This window comes from Mesorhizobium sp. LSJC269B00 (genome assembly GCF_000502815.1).
Classification (GTDB): domain Bacteria; phylum Pseudomonadota; class Alphaproteobacteria; order Rhizobiales; family Rhizobiaceae; genus Mesorhizobium.
Genome location: NZ_AYVN01000008.1, coordinates 124663 through 146545, shown reverse-complemented (window position 1 = coordinate 146545; position 21883 = coordinate 124663). Strand labels below are relative to the sequence as shown.

Here is a 21883-nt window from a genome sequence, read left to right as displayed (position 1 = left end):
GCAGCTTTACCGCCTGATCACTACCGGCGGCCGCCGGCGCTCCCAGCCCTCGCGCTCCAGCGTCGGCATCTCATGCTCCTCGCTGGGATAGCCGAGGCAGAAATAGCCGATCAGCGTCCACTCAGGCGGGGTGTCCAGGATTACGGCCATCTCGGCGGCGTCGAGGATCGACACCCAGCCCATGCCGATGCCTTCCGCCCGCGCCGCCAGCCACAGTGTGTGCACCGCCATGACGGCCGAATAGTCGATGGTCGCCGGCATGGACATGCGGCCGAGCCCGTGGCCCTGTTGCGTCGTGCGGTCGGCGAAAACCGCGAACTGGCAGGGCGCTTCATTGAGACCGGCGAGCTTCAGCCGGGCATAGAGAGCGGCGCGCTCGCCCGAAAAGCATGCCAGCGCCTCGGCATTGCAGCGCTCGAAACAGTCTCTCACCGCGCCCCGCCGCTCGGCGCTCTCGACCACCACGAAGCGCCACGGCTGGCTGAGACCGACGGACGGCGCGACGCTGGCAAGCTCCAGCAGCCGCTCCAGCGTACCCTCGGGCAAAGCCGTCCGCTCGAAGCGCCGCACATCCCGGCGCCAGCGCAGCAGCGTGACCAGCCCGGCGCGAAAATCATCGGTGAAATCGGGGGGTGGTGGCATGGCGATCAGGAGACTTGTGTGGGCAGTAGGCAGTAGGCAGTAGGCAGTAGGCAGTAGGCAGTAGGCAGTAGGCAGTAGGCAGTAGGCAGTAGGCAGTAGGCAGTAGGCAGTACAGCGCTCAGACCCTATTGCCTACTGCCTATTCCCTAAGCTGCTGCCGCCGCCTCCTTCCAGCAATGCCGGTTGAGCGGACGAGTCGCGTCGTGTCCGACGAGTTCATAGAACAGAATGGTCATTGGCGGCTGCGTCCTCGCGGTCTAATTAGGCGCCTGCGGCTGAAGCGGAACTCGTCGGCGGGAAAAAGATGAAACAGCATTTCATGATGTTCGCGGCCTACAATCAATGGGCCAATGGCCGCATCTACGATGCCGTCGCCGCACTTGACGAAGAAGAGTTCAACCGCGATGTCGGCGCATTTTTCGGCTCGATGATGGGCACGCTCAACCATCTGCTGGCCACCGACCGCATCTGGATGAAACGCTTCACCGGCGAGGGCGACGCGCCGGCAAAGCTCGACGCCATCCTGCACCGCGCATTGCCTGGCCTAAAGCTGGCGCGTGAGGCCGAGGACAGGCGGATCGTCGACTGGGTCGGCGGTTTGACCGAAAAGGCTTTGTCCGGCCGCTTCTCCTACATGACCGTTTCCGACATGCGCACCGTCTCGCAGCGGCTGGCGCCGGCGCTGGGACACGTCTTCAACCACCAGACCCATCACCGCGGCCAGGCGCATACCATCCTGACCATTCTCGGCCGGCCTTCGGTGCAGCTCGACCTGGCGTTTTTCCAACGCACCGACGAAGGCCGCGCCTACGCCTGATCTCCTGACCGCGCTTCCCGTTTAAACGCACGGGAGCGTTAACCGGTGCATTTGCGCGGCCGTCGATGCCCGGCACCAGCTCTGGATCCAAGCCGGGTTTTGAGGACCCTGTCGGCACAACGCTGCCCGGTGACTGGGCCAGGTGGCTGGGCTGTCAGTGGCCCGCCTTTTGTGGGCCTTCGGCTCCAGGCCGCCGCAGCCACAACCCGCTCCAACTCCGGTGGAATTTCTGTCGAGAGAATTAAACAAAGTTTAAATATTGAAGCAAAAACATATTTTTTTTTAGCAGACCAGTGCACGCCTTGAGAACTACAATCCTTATTCTTGGAAAAAATAAAGAAACTATAAGGAAGACTCGTGCGTAGCTGTGAGTGCATAAGCATATGTCTGCTTTGGTTTGCTGGCATGTTGCAATGCACAAAGCAGAACGGCAACAAGGAGAGTGTCATGGTTAATATCACTCAAAAAATCGCTAGAACACTGGCGGCGGGTGCAATTATCGTCATTTTTGCCGCTCCCGCGAATGCAGGCGGCGGAATTGGCGTCGGTGTCGGCGCATCTATCGGCGGTGCTGGCGGCATCAATGCCGGTGTTGGCGCTTCGATCGGCGGCAGCGGCGGGGTCAAGGCCGGTGCCGGCGCCTCGGTTGGCGGCAGCGGCGGTATCAAGGCGGGTGCTGGCGCAACGGTCGGCGGCAATAGCGGCGTTACAGCAGGCCTCGGCGCCTCAGTCGGCGGTAGCAGCGGCATCAAGGCCGGCGCTGGCGCGACGGTCGGCGGAGCCGGTGGCATCAATGCCGGTGTTGGGGCCACGGTCGGCGGCAGCGGAGGTATCAATGCCGGTGTCGGCGTCAACGTCGGCAGCGGCATCAACGTCGGTGTCGGCGTCGGCATTGGCGGAACGCCGGGCACGCCCGGTACCCCCGGCACTCCAGGAACTCCTGGAACACCAGGCACCCCTGGGACACCCGGTATCGTCGCCAGCATGTCGAACAGCCAGCTGACACGTATGAAGAAGCGCTGCGTCGATGTGCTCGCCAGCGAGGGCACCTACGACAGCGATCTGCGGCAGCTATGCCTTATGATCTCGCGTCGCTGAGACAGGTTTCGCCGGGAGTGTCGAGCCAGCCGTGAGGCTTTACGGCACTCTCCTACCGCATGGCCCAGACTTCCCGAGGGACATGCGCTGACGAGAAGCCTCCGGCCAGTCGGAAAGCCCGCCACGCAAGTGGCGGGCTTTTTGTCGCCACTCACAAGGCAACCGATCGCGCCTTTCGATTGCCGGAGCTTTTTATCGTTTAACGGAAACGGTGAAACGCGCTATCCCTTTGTCTTGGTAATTCTCAGGGAAAGCGCCCACGCGCTTCTCCCGGGAAAGCTGCTCACACTTTCCTGGAATTGTTCTGGTTAACCACATTCGAATTGCAGGTAAGATTTTAGGGTTTCATTTGTGTTCCCGCTGCAAAATGGCGAACACAGTGGGAGAAATGGCATGCGGGTCGATCTTTCGCCCACGAGCTTGGGCAGGGTCATAGCAGTCACGGTTGTCGGCACGGCGATCTGTATCGCGGCGGCCTTCCTTGTCGATTCCTACAATTTTCCGTCGCTGTCGCCCGAAGCGTTGCGCTGGGCGCAGCTCACCGACCTGTTGCTGCCGCTCGTGCTGGGTGGATCGTTCTTCTCTTTCCTGATGTACAAGATGCGCCAGCTGGCGATCGCCCAGAAGAATCTGAGCATCGTCGCGGCGACCGACAGCCTGACCGCGGTGTTCAACCGCGGCGCGTTTTCGATGCTGGTAGAGGCCTATCTCGAACAGGCGCGCAGCCAGGCCGTCGTCGATGCCGGCGCCCTGCTGATCGTCGACGCCGATCATTTCAAGACCATCAACGATCGATTGGGCCACGATTGCGGCGATCAGGCGCTCAAGCTTATTGCGCAGACGATCAAGGCCCAGCTGCGCGGCGCCGACATCGTCGGACGCATCGGCGGCGAGGAGTTCGCCATCTTCCTGCCCGGCGCCGACCCGTCGCAGTCTTGGCTGGTTGCCGAGGGGATCCGGCGGCGCATCCGCGAGGTCGAGTTTGCCCCGGATGGGCGGCCCTGTCCGCTCTCGGTAAGCATAGGCGGCGTCGCCTTCAGCGGACCCACCACCTATGCCGACATGTTCCTGACGGCCGACCGGCACCTCTACAAGGCCAAGTCCAACGGCCGCGACCAGGTCAGTTTCGAAACGACCGGGCCGCGCAGCCTGCTGGCCGGTGATCCGACGTTGCATTGAGGGCTGGTACCGGTGCGCCGACAGCTCGGCGTAGCGCCTTAGAGCAATTCCAAGAAAAGTGTGTGTTCCCAGGAAAGCGCTTAGCGCTTTCCTTCGGAATTGCGTCAGAACAAGAGATAGAGTGTTTCGCCGTTTCCCTAAACGATGAAACGCTCTAGCGGCTTGGGCGCGTTATCAACAACCTGTGCATAGTGATAAGCATTTACAGATCAGGCGAGGCGTCTACTATCTCAGCAGGGATGATTCAGAGAGAATTGCCGAATGCTCATTCATTTTGTCGATATTTTCGCCATTGGGACATGTTTTTGTATTTTGGCCGATCCTTGCGCTCTATATTCGATATAGATGGTGAGGTCTTGGGTGGCAAATTTGGCTCTTAGAGCTGAGGTGGTCACCGAGCGTGGGCGTGGTTGGAGGCAGGATGGTATTTTCGGCAAGTAATTTTCTTTTCTTCTTCCTGCCTATCGCACTTGCCATAGCTCTTTTTGCCAAGCCCTCTGCCTTTCGGCCAAGCCTGCTCGTTCTGAGCCTGGCATTCTACTACTGGTCGTCAGGGTCCTATGTAATCATACTCATTGCGGATGTAGTCATCGCCTATTTCGGCGCGCTGGCTGTCGACCTTTGCAAAAGCGCGAAATTGAGAAATGCAGTTGTCGGGGCGGCAATCGTGCTGCTGGTCGGCATTCTCGTGTTCTTCAAATATCTCGATTTCATAGCGGTGAACGTTGACCTCACTTCAGGCAGCAATCTGTCGGCGACATTCGCCGGCGTAATCCTCCCGATCGGCATATCCTTTTTTACCTTTCAGGCATTGTCTTACCTGATCGACGTCTACCGTCGTGAAATTCCTGCAGAGCGCAATGTCGTGCTCTTCAGTACGTACTTCACATTTTTTCCGCACCTGATTGCCGGCCCGATTGTGCGGTTCCGGGACGTCGTGGATGATTTTCGAGCGCCGAGAATATCTCTCGAGAACTTCTCCACCGGGGCCACCCGCTTCGCTCACGGCCTAGTGAAAAAGGTGATCATAGCCGATGGCATTGCGCCGATCCCCGATGCCATTTTCGCCGCACCCCACGACACCATAGGTTTTGCCACGGCATGGCTGGCGGCCGCGACGTATGGCATCCAGTTGTATTTCGACTTCTCCGGTTATTCCGACATGGCCATCGGGCTTGCCCGCATGTTCGGCATCCGCTTTGCCGAGAATTTTCAGAGGCCCTACGCCAGCCGTTCGATCACCGAATTCTGGCGACGCTGGCACATCTCGCTTTCAAGCTGGTTTCGCGACTATCTCTACATCCCGCTGGGAGGAAGCCGGCATGGCAGGATCGCGACCTATCGAAACCTGTTGATCGTCTTCGCGGTAACCGGCCTCTGGCATGGCGCCTCCTGGACGTTTTTCTGCTGGGGTATGTTCCACGGGCTTTTCATCCTGGTCGAGCGCGTGGCCACCGGCACTTGGCCGAAAGTGCTGGAGAAGGGGTGGCTGCGATATGCCTATTTCCTGCCGGTCGTGACGCTGAGCTGGCCGCTGTTCCGCTCGACGTCGCTTGAACAGGCAATGTCTTTGTGGAAGGCGATGGCTTCGCCCGGCGCCGCTGGTGCATTCAGCCTCGATGCGGCTGCGCCAATAGCCACGACCAGCTTGATCGCCCTTGTGGTAGGTGCAGCAATTTACGTTTTGCCCGGCCGGCTTTCGTTCGGCCAGTTGCTGACAAGCGAGACCAGAGGCGATAGGCTGTATGTCACTGGCGCCTGCTACACGGTTGTTGCCCTGATGGTATGTCAGGTGTTGGCGCTGAGCGGCGGCTACACTCCGTTCCTGTATTTCCAATTCTGATGAAAACAGCCAGAAAAATATGCAGCGCAATAGTCACCGCGGCCTTCGTGGTCATCATCGCGTCGCCGCTGTTGGTGCTGGCTGTTCGCGGCGCCGTTGAACCTTATGGTCAGAAGGACTTTACCGCTTTTCCTGCGCCGGAATCTCTGCGGGCAAGTTCAAGCGGCGCTTTCGATCAGCTGGCTTCCGCCCTTCTGGAGCGTTCCTGGTTAAAGCGGTCCGCCATTTCCATTCGAAATACCGTATTACTCAAAGTCGTTCGCCAATACGACCACAACAACATCGCTACTGGAAGAGACGGCTGGATATACTGGAAAGGCGACTGGTTCGAGGGGAAATGTCAGGAACGGTATAACGTGGAATTGGCTGTCTCACGTATGGATGCCATGATTGACGTCGCCGGTGCTTCCGGCATTGAGATGTATTTTACGATAGCGCCTGATAAGTCGACAGTATATCCAGAATTTCTCGACCCCCACTTTGAAAAATACTGGGCCTGCAAACAGCAGAGTGCCGACCTTCTGCGATCGACGATCAGAGCCAAAGCACCTCGGATTGTTGATCACTTAAGCGCACTGCAGGAGGCAAAAGGACGTTCAAACGGCACCGATCTGTATCGCAAGACAGACACCCACTGGAGCTACTTTGGTGCGGCCATCGCCTTTCGCCAATTGCTCGTAGCGATCTTCCCCGATGGCAACGGGGTGCGGCCGCCAGTACTAGCCGGGAAAATGGCTCAGAATCCGACAGATCTCGAGACGCGTATGCTGCTGGTAGGTAACGGCGAACCCGAAAGTGAGATAGACACCCCGGCGGAAATAGAGGCGCTTTCTTCGTTCAAGCAGGTCGACCAAGCGGTCTCCACCGTAATCTTGCATGATTCGTTCTACAATAAAGTCATAGGCTTGACGCAGCCATTCCGACACGCCGTCGAATACTTTATGGACCTTTCCGATCCACAGGGGATCACGAACGCGGTGCTCGCCAGCCAGCGGCTGATCGTCAGCCGCGTCGAGCGAGCGGTCGTCGATTCGGTGTTGATCGGCCCTCTTTCGTGGTCCAGCACGCTGGGTCAGGCTCTGGTCGCGCGCGACGAGTTGGCTGCTAGGGAATGCAGAGATTTTGCCCCTGCCACCGGTGAGCCGAAGCTTCAAGCTATGGTTGTTGGCGCGAGTGGTTTTCTTGCGACCGCCCCTGATCCACAAATGATAGCCACCGTGCCCGTCTCGGATAGCAGCCGCACAACCCCCTGTGTTCGCCTGCAGCTTACGCTGAACAGCCCAGATGTGTTCGAGATCTTTTTTTCACCACACGGAGGCGAGGATGGAGCTTTTGTGGCCGGCCGGTCGATTCAACTACCCCTCGGTACTGGCGACCACGCGATTGCGCTGGTTCTGCCCAACTATCTTGCCGGACGCTCCATTCGTATCGACCCAGGAGATTCAGGGCAGCAAACGATCATGAGGGATGTACAGTTTGGTTGGCATTCGAGCGAAGCGACTCCATGATCCTGTTCCTGGGCAGGTCATTTTCGCGACAATGCCGGAACCCTTGACGGTGAAGTGATGGCTACGACGCAGAAAGAGAGAAACATCAATGTTGAAAGCCAGGGGGATAATAGGAAGAAGGACCGCGGGCATTCAGATCAGCAGTATGCTGGGGAGCGAGCCTAATATATTCTGTGAGGCCCGGTGGAGATATCAGGATCAGTAATTGTCCAAGAACTGCTTGAGGCCTCCGCCGCACTCGGTGAATTAAAGGCAAAAGGAAGGAGTCAACGATGTTGCCAATGAAGGAACCGAGTCACAACAGCCCGCCGGTCCGGTCGTCAAAGGCGTTTGAAGCCAACGATTTTCTGCGCTCCCTCGCCAAAATATGGGCGGACAGATACTCGGTCACTCCGGAACTTCATGAATATGATCACATTTTCGGCCATCTGGTCGCTCGATTGTCGACAGGCGAGGAAATAAAGTTATTCGAAGCACTGAAGCACTACTTTGAGAATGGCGCCGCCAATGCGCAACAGGTGCGAGAGCTTATGACATCATTGGGCTTGCCCAGGGATGCCAGGGCGCTGGAATTTGCAAGCGGCTATGGTCGCGTGACGCGACATTTGAAGGACCTGAATTTAGTTGCCTGCGACATTCATCCCGAAGCGGTGTCCTTTTGCACTGAGGTGCTGAGTGTTGCGGCTATTCCTTCGGCCAGCATTCCCGAACACTGGAAACCTGGCGAAAAGTTCGATTTCATCTTCGCCATTTCGCTATGGTCGCATCTTCCGGACGGCTTGTTTCAGCGCTGGCTGTCTGCGGTGTGCGCCGCTCTCAAACCGGGCGGGTACCTGATGTTCTCCACGCACGGCGCGCATGCTGCAAGCGTTGTTCCACAACTTGCCGAAGTCATCAGCAATGGCCAACAATATGGCTATCTTGACGGGTCTGATCAGAAGGATCTAGATCCGTCTATCTATGGCTCCACCGTCGTGTTGCCACCGTATGTCATCAAGGCGATCTACGATGCCACGAATGCACGCATCGTATCGTTCAAGCCAGCCGGATGGTGGGGCTTGCAGGATGAGTGGGTCGTTAGGGTTCCCTGACCGGCTTCCTCCGGTGATATAAGGCAGCGGGGCGGTGATGACCGGCCGCCGCAGCGCGAACTGAGTCCAGTCCATTCGGAGGCGAGCGGATCGGAACGGACAGGGTCGGCCGATCAGACAGGAAGTCGACGATCTTCTTCATCGCTGCTGGCGAGAACGCGTCGTCCCAGTCTGTCGGCCAATTGAAGCGCGAGCCCTGCAGCCGCTTGTCGTATTGATCGACGCGCGAGATGGCGTCCTTGAGCCCGGCGACCACGCCCTCCAGTGTCGGTTCCACCGGGATCAGATTGGTCGAGATATCCCGCAGGCTCTCCGCCGTCTTGTTTTCGAACGTGTTGGTCACGGTCCACATACCGGCCGAGGCCATCTCGAGCGGCACCAGGCTGGGATGCGGCGTCAGCATCAACGAGAGGCCGACATCGTGGTGCGGCAGACGTTGAGTATACGTCTGCAGGTCGGTCTTGGGCATCATCTCCAGAACCACGTCGCGCGTCAGCCTGATCTTGCTGGCGCCGCCGATCGAGCCCATGCCGTAGAATTTCCACTTGTCGGCGTCAAAATCAGGAGAACGAGCTAGCTCTGCAAGCGCCATCATTCCGAGCTCAAACATATTGCGCGCGGCGTGGGCCTCCGGGCGGGCGTAGAAAAGAATGCGCCGCTCGCGATCACGCATGTCGTTTATCGATGGTTTGAATTTCTGAATGGCATTGCGGAATACGGCGTGGTTCTTGTCCGCGCCGGGCTTCGAGAAGACGCCGATCCTGTTCAGCTTGAAAAAATCGCGCAGCAAGGGCGTCGAAAAAAGCTGGAATTGCGGAAAGCGGTAAGACTGCTGGAAAAGCGCGGCGATTGTGTTCATAGGCAGGAAATAGGGTTCATATTCCTGGACCATGAACATGAAACGGTCCTGTCCCAATTCTCGGCTGGCGCGGTGCGCGACATGAGCCCCCCAGCCATTGGTCGCGATGAAGCGATCGTCGGGGCTGACGAACAATTCCTCTTTGCGGTCATGCCGATGCTCGATTTCGATGTCGTCGAACAATCGCTCGATGCCTGGATAGCCCTTGATGCGCTCGCGGGCGAGCGTCATGTCCAACTCCGTACGTTCCATAGTCACGATCCGGACGAGAAAACCTTCCCGGCGCAAGCGAAGCGCCAAGCTGAACATGCCGATATAGCCGCCGAAAATGTATTTGAAGTCGATCGTGGCCAGAAGGATGTTGACGCGCTTTGGCTCGCGGCGCGATACGTGCAACGTCAACGGCTGGATATTGCGAAAAATCCAGTTGTTCTCCATATCTTCGATGCTCAGTATCCCGCCGGCGGCGACGGCCATCGGTAGAACTTCGGACCCTGTCTTGATCTTGCGGACATATCGCAAGTATTTGGTTTTCCTTAATCGATAGGCGAGATTTCTTGCTCTGGCCCCCAAGGCGGCGTTCATCAGCAGGCCCTCGACGTTCAATGTCGAATGACGCCGCAATATTCTTGAAATTTTCAGACGTATCGGTTCGAAGATACCGGTCGTCAAACGCGGGATTCGGTTGGCCGTCTTCTTGAGGGTGCTCGACATTCCAGGGTTTCGCAGCCGAAGTGTTTCGGCGAATACCGCCTTTTCCAGCGCCCCCGAAAAATCCGCGCGTGCTTGCTGCAGCAAGGTCCTGCCTGCGTCGAGCAGGGCGCGCTTGTTTTTTGCGCCTTTCAGGATGGCTCCTATTGAATAGGAGACCCCGCGGTAGCGCTTGATAACCTGCCCGATAACGTTAGCACCGTGCTGATGGTAATCGTACAGAGGCTCCTCGATATAGGAAATCCCGCCGGCAACCTCGGCGGCAAGCGCGATCCATTGGTCGTGGTAGGCGTCCATCAGCCGCTGCGGAAACGGCAGGATACGGTCTAGGATGTCGCTGCGAAAAAGGCTCGCGGCGCCGGTCACGCTATTGGCAAGGAACAGCGAAAGAAAATCCGTATATTCGTTTTTGCGGTCGGTCCAATATGTGTCGGAGATAACCTCGCGGCCGGTCACGATGCGACAATCGCTGAATGCAAGTTTCTTGCTTTCCGGCAAAGCATGGATGAGCTTCGTCAGTTTGTCGGAGTGCCAATAGTCGTCCTGATCCGCCAGTGCGACGAACTCGGCGTTGACGGGCACCAGCGAAAGGCATTCCTCGAAATTGTTGTAGAAGCCTTTGCGCTCCTTGTTTTTGACATAGACGAACCGGCTGTCGTTTTCGATCAGGTCCAGAATGTCGTTGCGGGAGGCTGCGCTGGAACTGTCGTCGGTGATGATGCAGATCCAGTTCCTATGGTTTTGCTCCCGAATCGATCCGATTTGCCGTTTCAGAAGCTCAAGCGGCGGATTGTAAGCCGCCATGCAGATGGCAACCTTGGCCCCTTTGGCAGGCCACTTCACCTTCACCGGACGACGGTTGGCCCCAGGCTGGAACTCGAAGACAGCAAGCGACTGCTCGATCATCTCTCCCGATTTAAGCTCGGCGAGCAGTCGCAGTTCGCGGCTCTCCGGCTCGGCAATCTCCTCGATCGGCAATATCGTGATGAATTCGGAAAACAGGCTGCCGCCGGTCGGATCCTGTGCGGGATGGAAGTAGTGCACGACATCGGGCCGAGCCCAGGAATGGTTCTTGATTTCGTGCTGCCTGGTTCCGTCCAGGACATAGAGCCGCCTGATCGGATTGCCGGGACAGAAAGCCCAACCCTGCAGATACAAAGCAAGCCCCTTGCCGACGTGAAACGAGCGGCTCGACGGAACGTCGAGTCCGCACATAAGCTTGGGATGCTGAGGCGTATTTTCTCTTAAATCTGGCTGCCCGGTTATAGGGATTCCGGCGACCGGAATTTTGGCAGGTAGTGAGTTGTCTTTGTCGGCGACAGGTTCTTTGCGGAATTCAAAAAACTGCTGGATGCCGAGTTGTCTTACCGCAGCGAACAGGGCGCCGACATTGGCGCTATTCCACCGGTTACTTGTCGTGCGTGATAATACATCGCGTGTATTCGCCAAGTGTCCACCCATCTGCGCGCCGATATTGTTTTTCCATACCGGTCTATGACATGAGGATCTAGAAAAAATATCGTGACGTTCCTCGTGCTGTGATGGCAGGGTAGCCATGAGAGCTCAATTTCACAACATGAATTCGAAGCTTGTCTTCATGTTTTATCTTATACTTTTAACAGAATACCGATCTCAGCTTTCAAATCGCAGAAATTTGCACATAAATTGGCTTCCACTGTGAAAAGTTATATTTTGTCGTTTATGTCTGGCAATGTAGATCCTGGGCGAAAGAACACGAACAACCGCGAAATTCAATTTGTTTGGCGGAAAATATCGTTTTTCCTAGAGGTAGGCATGCGGAGTGGGGGACGAGGCGCGATGGCATGTCCTTCTCGAAACCTGTTCAAAGGGCCGACGCGATCCGGGCCGATGGCGGCAAGCACTCCAGTCGCCGTCGTGCCGCTGCCTGCCCCTGCGCTGTCGGATGGACTGGCGGTTCGCCAAACCTGAGACCTGATTTGGCCAGACATTCGGCCCGTGCCGGCAAATGGCAGCAATCCGTGGCCAGCCGCCGTCAGCAATTGGCGTTAATCTCTGGCGAGCTGATCTTCGGCCACAACGAGGGCAGGGTGTCCAATCTCGTAGACCTCAAGGCGGTGCTGGTCATCGCGCTTATTTCATTCCGCTGGAGCGGCTGTTGCCGCTGCATGCGGAGCGATCGTCGGCGCGCGGCCATTGGCCGAACGACGTCGTCTACCTCTTGTTCAACGGCATCATCATCAAGATCGGTCTGATCATCGTCGTCGGCACAGCCATGCTGGAGCTGCACCAGCTTGTTCCGGCCGGACTTACGCAGGCGCTGCGGCCGCAGCCGGTCTGGCTGCAGGCGGTGGAGGTTCTGGTGCTGGCCGATACCGGCTTCTACCTGGCGCATTGCGCCTTTCACGCCGTCCCGCTCCTGTGGCGCTTCCATTCGATCCACCACGGCGTCGAGGAGATGGATTGGCTGGCAGCGCACCGCGTCCATCCTGTCGAACAGATCCTGACCAAATCGGCGTCGTTCCTGCCGGTCTTCGCGCTCGATTTTCGACCCCCGCCATACTGATCTTCACATTGGTCTATCAGTGGCAGTCGCTGTTCATCCATTCGACACGCGTATCAGGGTCGGACCGTTGAAATGGCTGCTGGCGTCACCGCGATTTCATCACTGGCATCATGCCAATGAGCGCGAAGCCTGGGACAAGAATTTCGCCGGGCAGGCTGCCCTTTGCTCGACATGCTGGGAGGCACATTGTTCATGCCCGACAGGATGCCGCAGAAATACGGCACCGATGACCCGGTTCCCTCGCTCTATCATCGGCAGCTTGCCTATCCCTTTGTCGGCGATCAACTCTTTGTCGGCAACACCGAACAGACCGCCCCGCCGGCAAGGCTGGCAGAGGCCTCGCCGACGTCTGCCGGCAAGTCCGAGTGATCTTTTTTGCTGGGCAGGCCCGGTCCCGGCCGTCTCAGACGGCGTAGCCGCCATAACCGTGTGCGACAGGCTTGACCGAGACGGCCGGCTGGACCGCGGGCCAGAGGATGCCTGCCGTGACTGCAAAGGTGATCAGGGCATCGCGTGCGGCCTCGGTCGAGATTTCGCCGGCGCGTGCCGCCTCGCAGGCCCTGACGGCCGCGCCATAGCTCAGGCGCCGGCGTGACGGCGGAAATTCGGTCAGGAAATCATGCATCTCGAACAGCGAGGCGAGCATGCGTTTGTGGCCGGCGCCAACGCTAACGGCAACCGGGGTGAAGAACATCGCATCGTGCATTCTGGCCTCTCTGGATGGGCGGAAAGGCGGCGGTCGCCGCTCTCCGATCGCGGGTTGGACGCCAGAAAACGCGGCTGGCNGGATGGGCGGAAAGGCGGCGGTCGCCGCTCTCCGATCGCGGGTTGGACGCCAGAAAACGCGGCTGGCGGCCCGAGGTTCCCTGAGAGATGCCATGACAGGCCGATTTGCTTCTTGAGGTCGCTCCCCGGCCGGCATCCGCGGTTGCGGCGGCTTCTATTTCCACATGCCGCGCATGCGGGCGCCGAGGTCGACGCGGACTTCAGGTCTGTGGCGCGGATCGTCCTTGGCGTGGACGCTCGCCCACGACGTCTGCTCGAAGGCGCCGAGGATCGAGGCCGGGATGAAACGGGTTCGCGAGGCATAGACGTGGCGGTCGCCGCGCGCTGCCTGGCCGTGAGTGAAGAAGCGCTGCGGCGTCACCAGATGCAGGCCGTCCTTGGCCCGCGTCATCGCGACGTAAAGCAGCCGGCGCTCCTCCTCGATGTCTTCCTTGGTGCCGACGCCGAGATCGGCCGGGATGCAGCCATCGACGGTGTTGAGCACGAAGACGTTCTTCCATTCCTGGCCCTTGGCCGAATGAATGGTCGACAGGATCAGATAGTCCTCGTCGCGGTGCGGCGGCCCGGCCTGGTCGCTGGTCGCATCCGGTGGATCCAGCGTCAGCTCGGTCAGGAAGCGCTCGCGCGAAGCATAGCCGGAACCGATCTGCTCGAGCTGCATGAGGTCGGCTCGCCGCGTCGTCGCATCCTCGTGGATGCGCTCAAGATGCGGCTCGTACCACAGCCTGACCTGTTCGAGATCGGCCGGCCATTTCCCCGACCGGGCGCGCAGGCCGGAATAAAGCGCAACGAAGGCCGGCCAGTCCTCAGCCGCGCGTTGCGGCGGCCGGTAGCGGGCCAACCCCATTTCCTCGTCGAGCGATGTCGCCATGGCCTCGACGATGGTGCTCGCCGCCGAAGGGCCGATACCGGGCAGGAGCTGCAGCACGCGGAAGCCGGCGACGCGGTCGCGCGGGTTCTCGGCAAAACGCAGCACCGAAAGCACGTCCTTGACATGGGCGGCGTCGAGGAATTTGAGCCCGCCGAACTTGACGAAGGGGATGTTGCGGCGCGTCAGTTCGATCTCCAGCGGGCCGCTGTGGTGCGAGGCGCGAAACAGCACCGCCTGCGACTTCAGCACCGTGCCGGCCTCGCGCTCGGCAAGGATGGCCTGGCAGACATAGTTCGCCTGCTCCGCCTCGTCGCGCACGCTGACCAGTTTCGGCTTTTGCGAGGATTTGCGCTCCGACCAGAGGTTCTTGGTGAATCGCTCCGACGCCTCCGAGATGACCGCATTGGCTGCCGCCAAAATAGTCTCGGTCGAGCGGTAATTGCGCTCCAGCATGATGACATCGGCGGCTCGCGCGAATTGTTGCGGGAAATCGAGGATGTTGCGCACTTCCGCGGCGCGAAACGAATAGATCGACTGCGCGTCGTCGCCCACCACCGTCAGTCCGGCGCCGTCCGGCTTCAGCGCCGAAAGGATCGAGGCCTGCAGCCGGTTGGTGTCCTGGTATTCGTCGACCAGCACATGGTCGAAACGCGAGCCGAGATGCGCCGCGATCTCCGGCTCGGCGGCCATCTGCGCCCAGTAGAGCAGGAGGTCGTCGTAATCGAGCACGTTCTGCGCCTGCTTGGCCTCGACATATCGGGCGAACAGAGCCTTCAGTTGTTCGGCCCAGCCGGCACACCACGGAAAGGCCGAACCCAGCACCTCGCCGAGCGGCGCCTGCGCGTTGACCGCGCGCGAATAGATCGCCAGGCAGGTGCCCTTGGTCGGAAAACGGCTTTCGGTCTTCGAGAATCCAAGTTCATGCCGGGCAAGATTCATCAGGTCGGCGGAATCCTCGCGGTCATGGATGGTAAAGGCGGGGTCGAGGCCGATCGTCAGCGCATAGTCGCGCAGCAGCCTGGCGCCGATGCCGTGAAACGTGCCGGCCCAGGCCAGCGCATCCGCGATGACGGACGCGTCTCGGCCCAGCACCTCGCCGGCGATGCGTTCGACCCGCCTGGCCATTTCGGTGGCGGCGCGGCGCGAGAATGTCATAAGCAGAATGCGTCTGGGATCAGCCCCCTTGACGATCAGATGCGCAACCCGGTGGGCGAGCGTGTTGGTCTTGCCGGAGCCGGCGCCGGCGATCACCAGCAGCGGCCCGGCGACCTGGCCGTCGCCATGTTCGACGGCGAGCCGCTGCTCGGCGTTGAGCTTCGTCAGATAGGCGGGCTGCAAGGACGAATCATTGATGNCAGACGTGTGCTCTTCCGATCTTATCGCCGTGGCGCGACACCCGTCGCCGCCGACTGGCGCCGCAAGGTGGCGCGTTCGTCGCCAGGCACCGGCAACGGATCGAAATTGTCGGGCACGTCCTTGATGATCTCCTTGGCGATGCGATAGGTCACGTAAGCGAAAAGGCCGGTAATGAGCAGACGGATCATGGCGCGATCTCCTTTGGGCAACCAACCTCAGAGCCGCCGTTTGGTTCCAGCCGACGCCGCGTCGTTTGCGAGCGTGCAACCAAAGCCGAACCACCTCGTTGCCTTACGAAGGAGAGGGCAGACCTAGGAGGTCGCCATGAAGAGGCTTCTGATTCTGCTAGCCGCCAGCTTCGCGCTCGCCGCCTGCGACAACAATATCCAGCCGACCAAAGCACCCTTGCTCGACCGGGCCCCGCAGTCGGATGCGACGCCAAAGCCGGCGGCCGGCGGCGATCAGCTGGCACAATGATCGTTTTAGCGGGACGACAAGGCTGAAGGTGGCCTTCGGGAGAAGAAGGCCGGCGCCGCTTGGGAGGTGAGCCGATAGCGCCGGCCAGGCGGATATCAGGTCCGCCGCAACAACCGAACATAGCTGAGTCTCTCGCCTGCGTCATGAGGTGGGCCGCATCGACCTGCTTCATGACGGCGCTTCTGCACAAAACAACTTCGATGTCAGATGGCGTGCGGAACGAAACTCGACGGGAGGACCTCAGGCAATGGCCTTGCGCAGCACCGGGCCGCCGGCAATCCCGGCGTCCAGCTGGCACTGCGTCAGCGCCGCCTCGGCCATTATCCACTGCTTGAACAGTTCCACCTTGCGCGTGTAGGGCGCGGTGACCGGGCAGACGAAATACCAGCCGGCGGTGTTGGGGTGATGCACGGCAAACGGCGCCACCAGTCTCTCTGCGCGGATCTCGCTCGCCATATAGGCGCGGTTGGCGACTGCAAAGCCCATGCCGGCATTGGCCGCCTCATAGGACATCATGCAGGAATCGAAATAGATGCTCTTGGTCTCGCCGAGCACGGAACTCGCGCCGGCAAAACCCAGCCACGACTGCCAGTTCTGCGTGCAGGTGTCGGAATGCAGCAGCGTGAAATGCCTGAGGTCGTCGGGCGTCACCTGTGACGGCTGCGTGTCGCCGAGAACCTCGTGGAACAGCTTCCTGCTGCACACCGGCGTCAAATCCTCCTTGAACAGCAGGTCCGCCTTGAGGTCGGGAAAGCTGCCGTCGCCATAGCGGATCTCAAGGTCGAACTCGGAGGTGGCGAACTCATTGGTGGCGTAGGAGGTCGAGACCCGCATCTCGATTTCGGGATATTGCCGCTGGAACAGCGGCAGGCGGGCAAACAGCCAGCGCGCCGCGAACGTCGGCAGCACCGAAATCTTCAGCACATGCGCCTGCGACTGTCCGGTCGCCTCCATGCTGGCCGCCACGATGCGCTCCAGCGCCTCGCGAACGCGCGACACATAGGTCTCGCCTTCGGGTGTCAGCGACACCGCATTGCCACCGCGCTGGAAGATCTTGAAGCGCAGCTGGTCCTCGAGGCTTTTAACGCGCTGGCTGACGGCGGAAGCAGTAATAAACTGCTCTTCGCCGGCGCGCGTGAAGTTACGGTGCCGGGCGGCACTTTCGACAATCTTCAGCGAATTGAGGTTGACCTGACTGAGCAGACGCACGCGTTTCGACCTTAAGCTGGGCTTACACTAGCACCAGCATTCCTAATTTTACAGGGGTGGGGAAATTAATCGACAGTTTACCAAGTGATGCCCCATCCTGGAGAAGTAGAATGAACGCCCATACCATACCTGAACTGCGCTACGCGATGAGCCGAGAAGCCATTATCGGTCATGAGACGGCCTGGAAAGTGTCGGGTTTCGGCGTTGCGCAGTATCTGCATGGCTACGACCCGGCGCTGCTGGCGGCGATCGAAGAGGCGGCGTTGAAGCTCAAGGCCAGCCACGCCGTGCACAAGCACCTCGACCTGACCTTCATCACCGGCGCCGACCGTTTTATCCCGGAGATCAAGGAGTTGCTGCATGACAAGCTGCGCCTGGAACGTCTGTCCGACATGATGGGCACCAAGCTCGAGCCCTATCCGCTGTCGATCGTCGGCTCGACCGTCACTTTCATGAATCCCAAGGACGGCGCCGTCGATTGGCATTGCGACGGTGTCCCGGTCACCGAACTCATTCCGCTGTCGATCAGCAATCCGCTGGTCGGCGGCCATCTCGAAATCTACTGCGACGATTCCGAGACCGGCCGCGCCATCCTTGAATCCGGCCGCGAGATTCCGCGCAACCAGGTCATGCGCATCGACCACAAGATGAACTACGCCACGCTCGGCCAGTTTCTCGGCGTCCTGCACCGCACCGCGCCGATCCAGCTCGGCTCGCGCGTCACGCTGGTCCTCAACCAGCGCTCGGTGGCCAAGCCTTATGTCGACGACAATCGCATGTTCTATCTCGCAGCCGACAATGATCAAGATCGCGAATGGGTCAACGAGCTCGCCGAAGACGTCTGGACGAACCAGCTGCCGGCCTATCGCCGCTTCGAGGAAGAACGTCCGGTTACGGCGGCGGCCGATGCGCCGGTCCCGGGCGGGTCAAGGGAATCCTGGTAGCCAGAGCATAGAAGTGGACGCCGGTTTGGCCGTCGGTAACATCATGGTCGGCGATAATGACAAGGCACCGTCTCGGCGATTCCGGGATGGATCGGGCTCGCCATCGGCCCTGGTCTTCGCCGCCGGCGCGGTCGCCCTGTGGTCGACCAACGCGCTGGTCGGCAAATCGCTGCTGGCCAGCCATCCGGTGTCGCTGGTGCAGTTGCTGCAATTTTGTGGAGCGGCTCTGGTGTTCGCCGTCATCCATCTGGCGAGCCGGAAGAGGGGCCTGCAAGACGCAGCCTTTTCCAAGGGTGCTGACGGCACCCTGGCGCCGGTCGCGGTCGGCTTTATTGGCCTGGTCGGCACCATGGTGCTGCAATACATCGCCTTTGCGTCCATGCCGGTGATCGAGGCCAATCTCGTCGCCTACACCTGGCCGCTGATGGTCGCGGCGGCGGTCATCGTGCTGGGCAAGCGGCAACGCCCCGTGCTTCTGGGTTTGACTGCCGTGCTCGGCTTTGTCGGCGTGGCGCTGGTGATCTCGGGTGGCCGCGGCCAGCCTTTTCTCCAGGGCAGCATCGTCGGCTATCTCGCTGCCTTCGGCTCGGCGCTGTGCATGGCCTTCTATTCGATTGCGGTCGCCCGCCTGGCCACACCGTCGGAGCGTTTGCTTTTGCCTTCGGCGTTGGTCGGCGTCGGCCTGACCTTGCTGTGGTGTATTCACGACGGCGCTGCCTGGCCATCCAGTGAGCACCTCCTGCTTGGCCTCTATCTCGGTGCCGGCCCGATGGGGCTGGGATATTATTTCTGGTCGCGCGCCTTGAAGCTTGAAGGCGGCGGCAAGGTTGCGGTCATCGCCTATCTGACCCCGATCGCATCGACGCTGCTGCTGACACTTTCGGGCGAAAGGCTGACGCTGACCGCGATAGCCGGTGCGGTCCTCGTCATCGGCAGCTGTATTGCGGTGGGCATAGAACGCTCGGAGGCTGAACATGCTTGACGACGATGAACGCCTCGCCAGACAGGAAGCATTCTGGCTGCTCAAGGAGTTCGGCGCCGAGGCGCCGCTCTACGCCGCCATGAAGGCCGAAAAGGCGATAGAGCAAAAAGATTTCGGCCGGTGCGCCCGCTGGAAGCGCATTCTGGACATACTGGCCGACTCTAAACCTGCGGCGTCCGTGCAGTTGAAATCTGCTGGCGCGAAGTCGGCCGTTTCCAAGTATTAGATTTTCTAATTTGCAACGTTGCAACCTGTTGTGGAAACATCCTCCTGTTCCGATTCTTGATCGTTTATTGAGACTTTAGCGACCCGTTGGGGGGTGCAGCTAGGTCGATACATCAAGAGAAGTCTTAAAAAAAGCCGGCAACTTCATGACCGGCGGGAGAAACAGAATTGCACACCATCGACAGCAAGACCGCTATTGAACTGACTGCTGACATCGTCTCGGCCTATGTCGGCAACAATCCTCTCCCTGCGTCTGGCCTGCCGGATCTGATCGCCAGCGTCAGCGCATCGGTGCGCAAGCTGGGCAGCATTGCCGCCGTGGAAAGCCCCGCGCTGAACCCCGCTGTCAATCCGAAGCGGTCGGTGTTTCCCGATCACATCGTCTGTCTTGAGGACGGCAAGAAATTCAAGTCGCTGAAGCGCCACCTGATGACCGACCATGGTCTGAGCCCGGAGGAATATCGTGGCAAATGGGGCTTGCCGTCGGACTATCCGATGGTGGCGCCGAACTACTCCGCGACCCGTTCGGCACTGGCCAAGTCCTCGGGCCTCGGCCGCAAGCCGGCCGTTCCGGCCGCCGCGGCCAAGGTGACGAAGCGCAAACCCAAAGCCTGAACCAGGCAGCCTCTTAAAGTCAGTCTGCAGTTAGCAGTGATGGACGGCGCGCTTTGGGCGCGCCGTCTTCATGCCTTATGCCCCCGCCAGCGCCCAGGCACTTGCGAAGCGCCGCCCTCCCGTGCAAAAGCCCCGGCATGCTTATCATCAACGATCTTTCGCTCCGCATGGCCGGACGCTTGCTTCTCGATCATGCCTCGCTGACCTTGCCGGCCGGCACCAAGGCCGGCCTCGTCGGCCGCAACGGCACCGGCAAGACGACGCTGTTCAAGGCCATCACCGGCGACTTTCCCTCCGAGACCGGCTCGATCAGCCTGCCCAAGAACACCCGCATCGGCCAGGTGGCGCAGGAAGCGCCCGGCACCGAGGAGCCGCTGATCGAAATCGTGCTCAAGGCCGACCTCGAGCGCACCGCATTGCTCGAGGAGGAAAAGACCGCCACCGACGCGCACCGCATTGCCGACATCCATATGCGGCTGGCGGATATCGATGCGCATTCGGCGGAATCTCGCGCGGCCACCATCCTCGCTGGCCTTGGCTTCGACGACGCCGCGCAGCGCCGCCCGGCCTCGTCCTTCTCCGGCGGCTGGCGCATGCGTGTGGCGCTCGCCGCGGTGCTGTTTGCCGAGCCCGACCTTCTGCTGCTCGACGAACCGACCAACTATCTCGATCTCGAAGGCACGCTTTGGCTGGAAAACTACGTGTCGAAATATCCGCACACGGTGCTTCTGATCTCGCACGATCGCGACCTGCTCAACCGCGCCGTCAATTCCATCGTTCATCTCGACCAGAAGAAGCTGACCTTCTGGCGCGGCGGCTACGACCAGTTCGAGCGCCAGTACACCGAGCAGAAGGAGTTGCAGGAGAAGGGCCGTGTCAAGCAGGAAGCCGCGCGCAAACACATGGAGTCCTTCGTCGAACGCTTCCGCGCCAAGGCTTCGAAGGCGAGACAGGCGCAGTCGCGCATCAAGGCGCTGGAGAAGATGAAGCCGATCGCGGCGATCGTGAACGACACGGTGCGGCCGTTCTCTTTCCCCGAACCGGTGAAAACGGTGGCGTCGCCGATCATTGCCTTGAACAACGTCAATGTCGGCTACACCGAGGGCCAGCCGATCCTGAAGAAGATGACGCTGCGCATCGATGCCGACGACCGCATCGCGCTGCTCGGCGCCAACGGCAACGGCAAGTCGACCTTCGCCAAGCTCCTGTCCGGCCGGCTGAAGCAGGAAACCGGCACCATGACGGTGGCGCCGGGCCTGAAGGTGGCGATCTTTGCACAGCATCAGCTCGACGATCTCAGGCCTGATGAAAACGCCTACGAGCATGTCCGCCGGCTGATGCCGGAGGCGCCGGAATCCAAGGTACGTGGCCGCGTCGCCCAGTTCGGTCTCACCACCGAGAAGATGAACACCGCCGCCAAGGACCTGTCCGGCGGCGAGAAGGCGCGCCTGCTGATGGGCCTGTCGGCCTTTGAGGGGCCAAACTTGTTCATCCTCGACGAACCGACCAACCATTTGGACATCGACAGCCGCGAGTCCTTGATCCATGCGCTGAACGAGTTTCCCGGCGCCGTCATCCTGATCTCGCATGACCGCCATCTGCTGGAAGCGACCGCCGACCGGCTGTGGCTGGTCAAGGATGGTGCGGTCAACCCGTATGACGGCGACCTTGAGGACTACAAGACGCTGGTCACCGGCGTGTCCGGCGATCGACGCGGCAAGCGCGAGGCCGAGAAGGCATCCAAGGCCGATCGCCGCCGCGATGCCGCGGCGCGCCGCGCCGCCTTCGAGCCGCTGGCCAAGGAAATCCGCGCCACCGAAGCGCTGATGGACCGCATCCGCAAGCGCATCGACCTGATCGAGGACGAACTCGCCAATCCGGCCGTCTACGAAAAGGATCCGTCGACGGCGACCCGGCTCGCCAAGGAGCGCTCGCAACTGGCCCAGCAGCTTGCCGGTCACGAGGAAAAGTGGCTGACCATGTCGGCGGAGTATGAAGAGGGCACGGCGGAGTAAAGCGGCCGGTTGCGCCCAGTCGCATGATGAAAGGCCAGCGAACGCCGGGACGCTGCAAAGCAGCGGGGGATCCAACAGGGGGCTGAAAAGCCTTCGGCACCGAGGCTCTT

At 60.2% G+C, this 21883-nt stretch carries 20 protein-coding genes; 14 read left to right on the top strand and 6 right to left on the bottom strand.

Features of this window, described 5'->3' with window-relative positions; genetic code table 11:
- Window positions 1–6: 6 nt before the first annotated feature.
- Entirely contained in the window at window positions 7–642 is a 636-nt protein-coding gene (gene bluB / locus X771_RS145120; protein WP_023689084.1) for a 5,6-dimethylbenzimidazole synthase, read from the bottom strand.
- Window positions 643–946: 304 nt separating this feature from the next.
- Between bluB and X771_RS145125 the strand changes: the two genes are divergently transcribed.
- The 6 genes from X771_RS145125 to X771_RS0134455 all read left to right on the top strand — a co-directional run bounded on the left by X771_RS145125 (window position 947) and on the right by X771_RS0134455 (window position 8178).
- Window positions 947–1459 carry a DinB family protein gene (locus X771_RS145125; RefSeq protein ID WP_023673440.1) on the top strand — a complete coding sequence of 171 codons (513 nt, stop codon included), beginning with the start codon at window positions 947–949 and terminating at the stop codon, window positions 1457–1459.
- A gap of 447 nt (window positions 1460–1906) precedes the next feature.
- Window positions 1907–2557 (top strand): hypothetical protein, encoded by a 651-nt coding sequence (locus X771_RS145130; RefSeq protein ID WP_023689083.1) that lies wholly within the window; start codon window positions 1907–1909, stop codon window positions 2555–2557.
- Between the two features lie 393 nt (window positions 2558–2950).
- Window positions 2951–3736: a GGDEF domain-containing protein gene (locus X771_RS145135; RefSeq protein WP_023684736.1), complete on the top strand. Its 786-nt coding sequence runs from the start codon at window positions 2951–2953 to the stop codon at window positions 3734–3736.
- A 421-nt stretch (window positions 3737–4157) separates the two neighbouring features.
- Window positions 4158–5579, top strand: coding sequence for an MBOAT family protein (locus X771_RS145140; protein ID WP_023689082.1), 1422 nt, complete (start codon window positions 4158–4160; stop codon window positions 5577–5579).
- A complete protein-coding gene (locus X771_RS145145; protein ID WP_023689081.1) occupies window positions 5579–7087 on the top strand; it encodes a hypothetical protein in 1509 nt (502 codons plus the stop codon). Before X771_RS145140 ends, X771_RS145145 begins: the two co-directional genes overlap by 1 nt.
- Before the next feature lie 272 nt (window positions 7088–7359).
- Complete coding sequence (locus X771_RS0134455; protein ID WP_084566792.1) at window positions 7360–8178, top strand: methyltransferase domain-containing protein; 819 nt, start codon at window positions 7360–7362, stop codon at window positions 8176–8178.
- Here X771_RS0134455 and X771_RS145150 read toward each other — a convergent pair.
- Window positions 8165–11197 (bottom strand): glycosyltransferase, encoded by a 3033-nt coding sequence (locus X771_RS145150; RefSeq protein ID WP_198025846.1) that lies wholly within the window; start codon window positions 11195–11197, stop codon window positions 8165–8167. The genes X771_RS0134455 and X771_RS145150 overlap by 14 nt on opposite strands.
- Before the next feature lie 688 nt (window positions 11198–11885).
- On the opposite strand from X771_RS145150, the gene X771_RS1000000169270 reads away from it, so the two are divergent.
- Window positions 11886–12293, top strand: a complete 408-nt coding sequence (locus X771_RS1000000169270; RefSeq protein ID WP_245262697.1) for a sterol desaturase family protein — start codon at window positions 11886–11888, stop codon at window positions 12291–12293.
- A 192-nt stretch (window positions 12294–12485) separates the two neighbouring features.
- Window positions 12486–12662, top strand: coding sequence for a hypothetical protein (locus X771_RS1000000169265; protein WP_245262694.1), 177 nt, complete (start codon window positions 12486–12488; stop codon window positions 12660–12662).
- Window positions 12663–12696: 34 nt separating this feature from the next.
- On the opposite strand, the gene X771_RS145155 is transcribed toward X771_RS1000000169265, so the two are convergent.
- The 3 genes from X771_RS145155 to X771_RS1000000168840 all read right to left on the bottom strand — a co-directional run bounded on the left by X771_RS145155 (window position 12697) and on the right by X771_RS1000000168840 (window position 15494).
- Window positions 12697–12999, bottom strand: coding sequence for a DUF982 domain-containing protein (locus tag X771_RS145155; RefSeq protein WP_023670262.1), 303 nt, complete (start codon window positions 12997–12999; stop codon window positions 12697–12699).
- Between the two features lie 234 nt (window positions 13000–13233).
- Complete coding sequence (locus X771_RS145160) at window positions 13234–15288, bottom strand: ATP-dependent helicase (RefSeq protein WP_023689078.1); 2055 nt, start codon at window positions 15286–15288, stop codon at window positions 13234–13236.
- A gap of 38 nt (window positions 15289–15326) precedes the next feature.
- On the bottom strand, window positions 15327–15494 hold the full coding sequence (locus tag X771_RS1000000168840; protein WP_023689077.1) for a hypothetical protein: 168 nt from the start codon (window positions 15492–15494) through the stop codon (window positions 15327–15329).
- Window positions 15495–15630: 136 nt separating this feature from the next.
- Between X771_RS1000000168840 and X771_RS1000000168835 the strand changes: the two genes are divergently transcribed.
- Window positions 15631–15783 carry a hypothetical protein gene (locus X771_RS1000000168835; RefSeq protein WP_023670265.1) on the top strand — a complete coding sequence of 51 codons (153 nt, stop codon included), beginning with the start codon at window positions 15631–15633 and terminating at the stop codon, window positions 15781–15783.
- Window positions 15784–16023: 240 nt separating this feature from the next.
- On the opposite strand, the gene X771_RS145165 is transcribed toward X771_RS1000000168835, so the two are convergent.
- On the bottom strand, window positions 16024–16992 hold the full coding sequence (locus tag X771_RS145165) for a LysR substrate-binding domain-containing protein (RefSeq protein ID WP_023689076.1): 969 nt from the start codon (window positions 16990–16992) through the stop codon (window positions 16024–16026).
- Between the two features lie 110 nt (window positions 16993–17102).
- Here X771_RS145165 and X771_RS1000000168830 point away from each other — a divergent pair, with 110 nt between their 5' ends.
- From X771_RS1000000168830 to X771_RS145190, 5 genes are all read left to right on the top strand, one after another.
- Entirely contained in the window at window positions 17103–17936 is an 834-nt protein-coding gene (locus X771_RS1000000168830) for a hypothetical protein (RefSeq protein WP_023689075.1), read from the top strand.
- Between the two features lie 13 nt (window positions 17937–17949).
- Window positions 17950–18918 carry a DMT family transporter gene (locus X771_RS145175; RefSeq protein WP_245262692.1) on the top strand — a complete coding sequence of 323 codons (969 nt, stop codon included), beginning with the start codon at window positions 17950–17952 and terminating at the stop codon, window positions 18916–18918.
- Window positions 18911–19144, top strand: a complete 234-nt coding sequence (locus X771_RS145180; protein ID WP_023684750.1) for a hypothetical protein — start codon at window positions 18911–18913, stop codon at window positions 19142–19144. The genes X771_RS145175 and X771_RS145180 overlap by 8 nt, the downstream gene beginning before the upstream one ends.
- A 167-nt stretch (window positions 19145–19311) precedes the next feature.
- The gene (locus X771_RS145185; RefSeq protein WP_023670270.1) at window positions 19312–19758 is read left to right on the top strand and encodes a MucR family transcriptional regulator; all 447 of its coding nucleotides are present in this window, start codon (window positions 19312–19314) and stop codon (window positions 19756–19758) included.
- 137 nt (window positions 19759–19895) lie between these two features.
- Window positions 19896–21773, top strand: coding sequence for an ABC-F family ATP-binding cassette domain-containing protein (locus tag X771_RS145190; RefSeq protein ID WP_023689073.1), 1878 nt, complete (start codon window positions 19896–19898; stop codon window positions 21771–21773).
- Window positions 21774–21883: the final 110 nt, after the last annotated feature.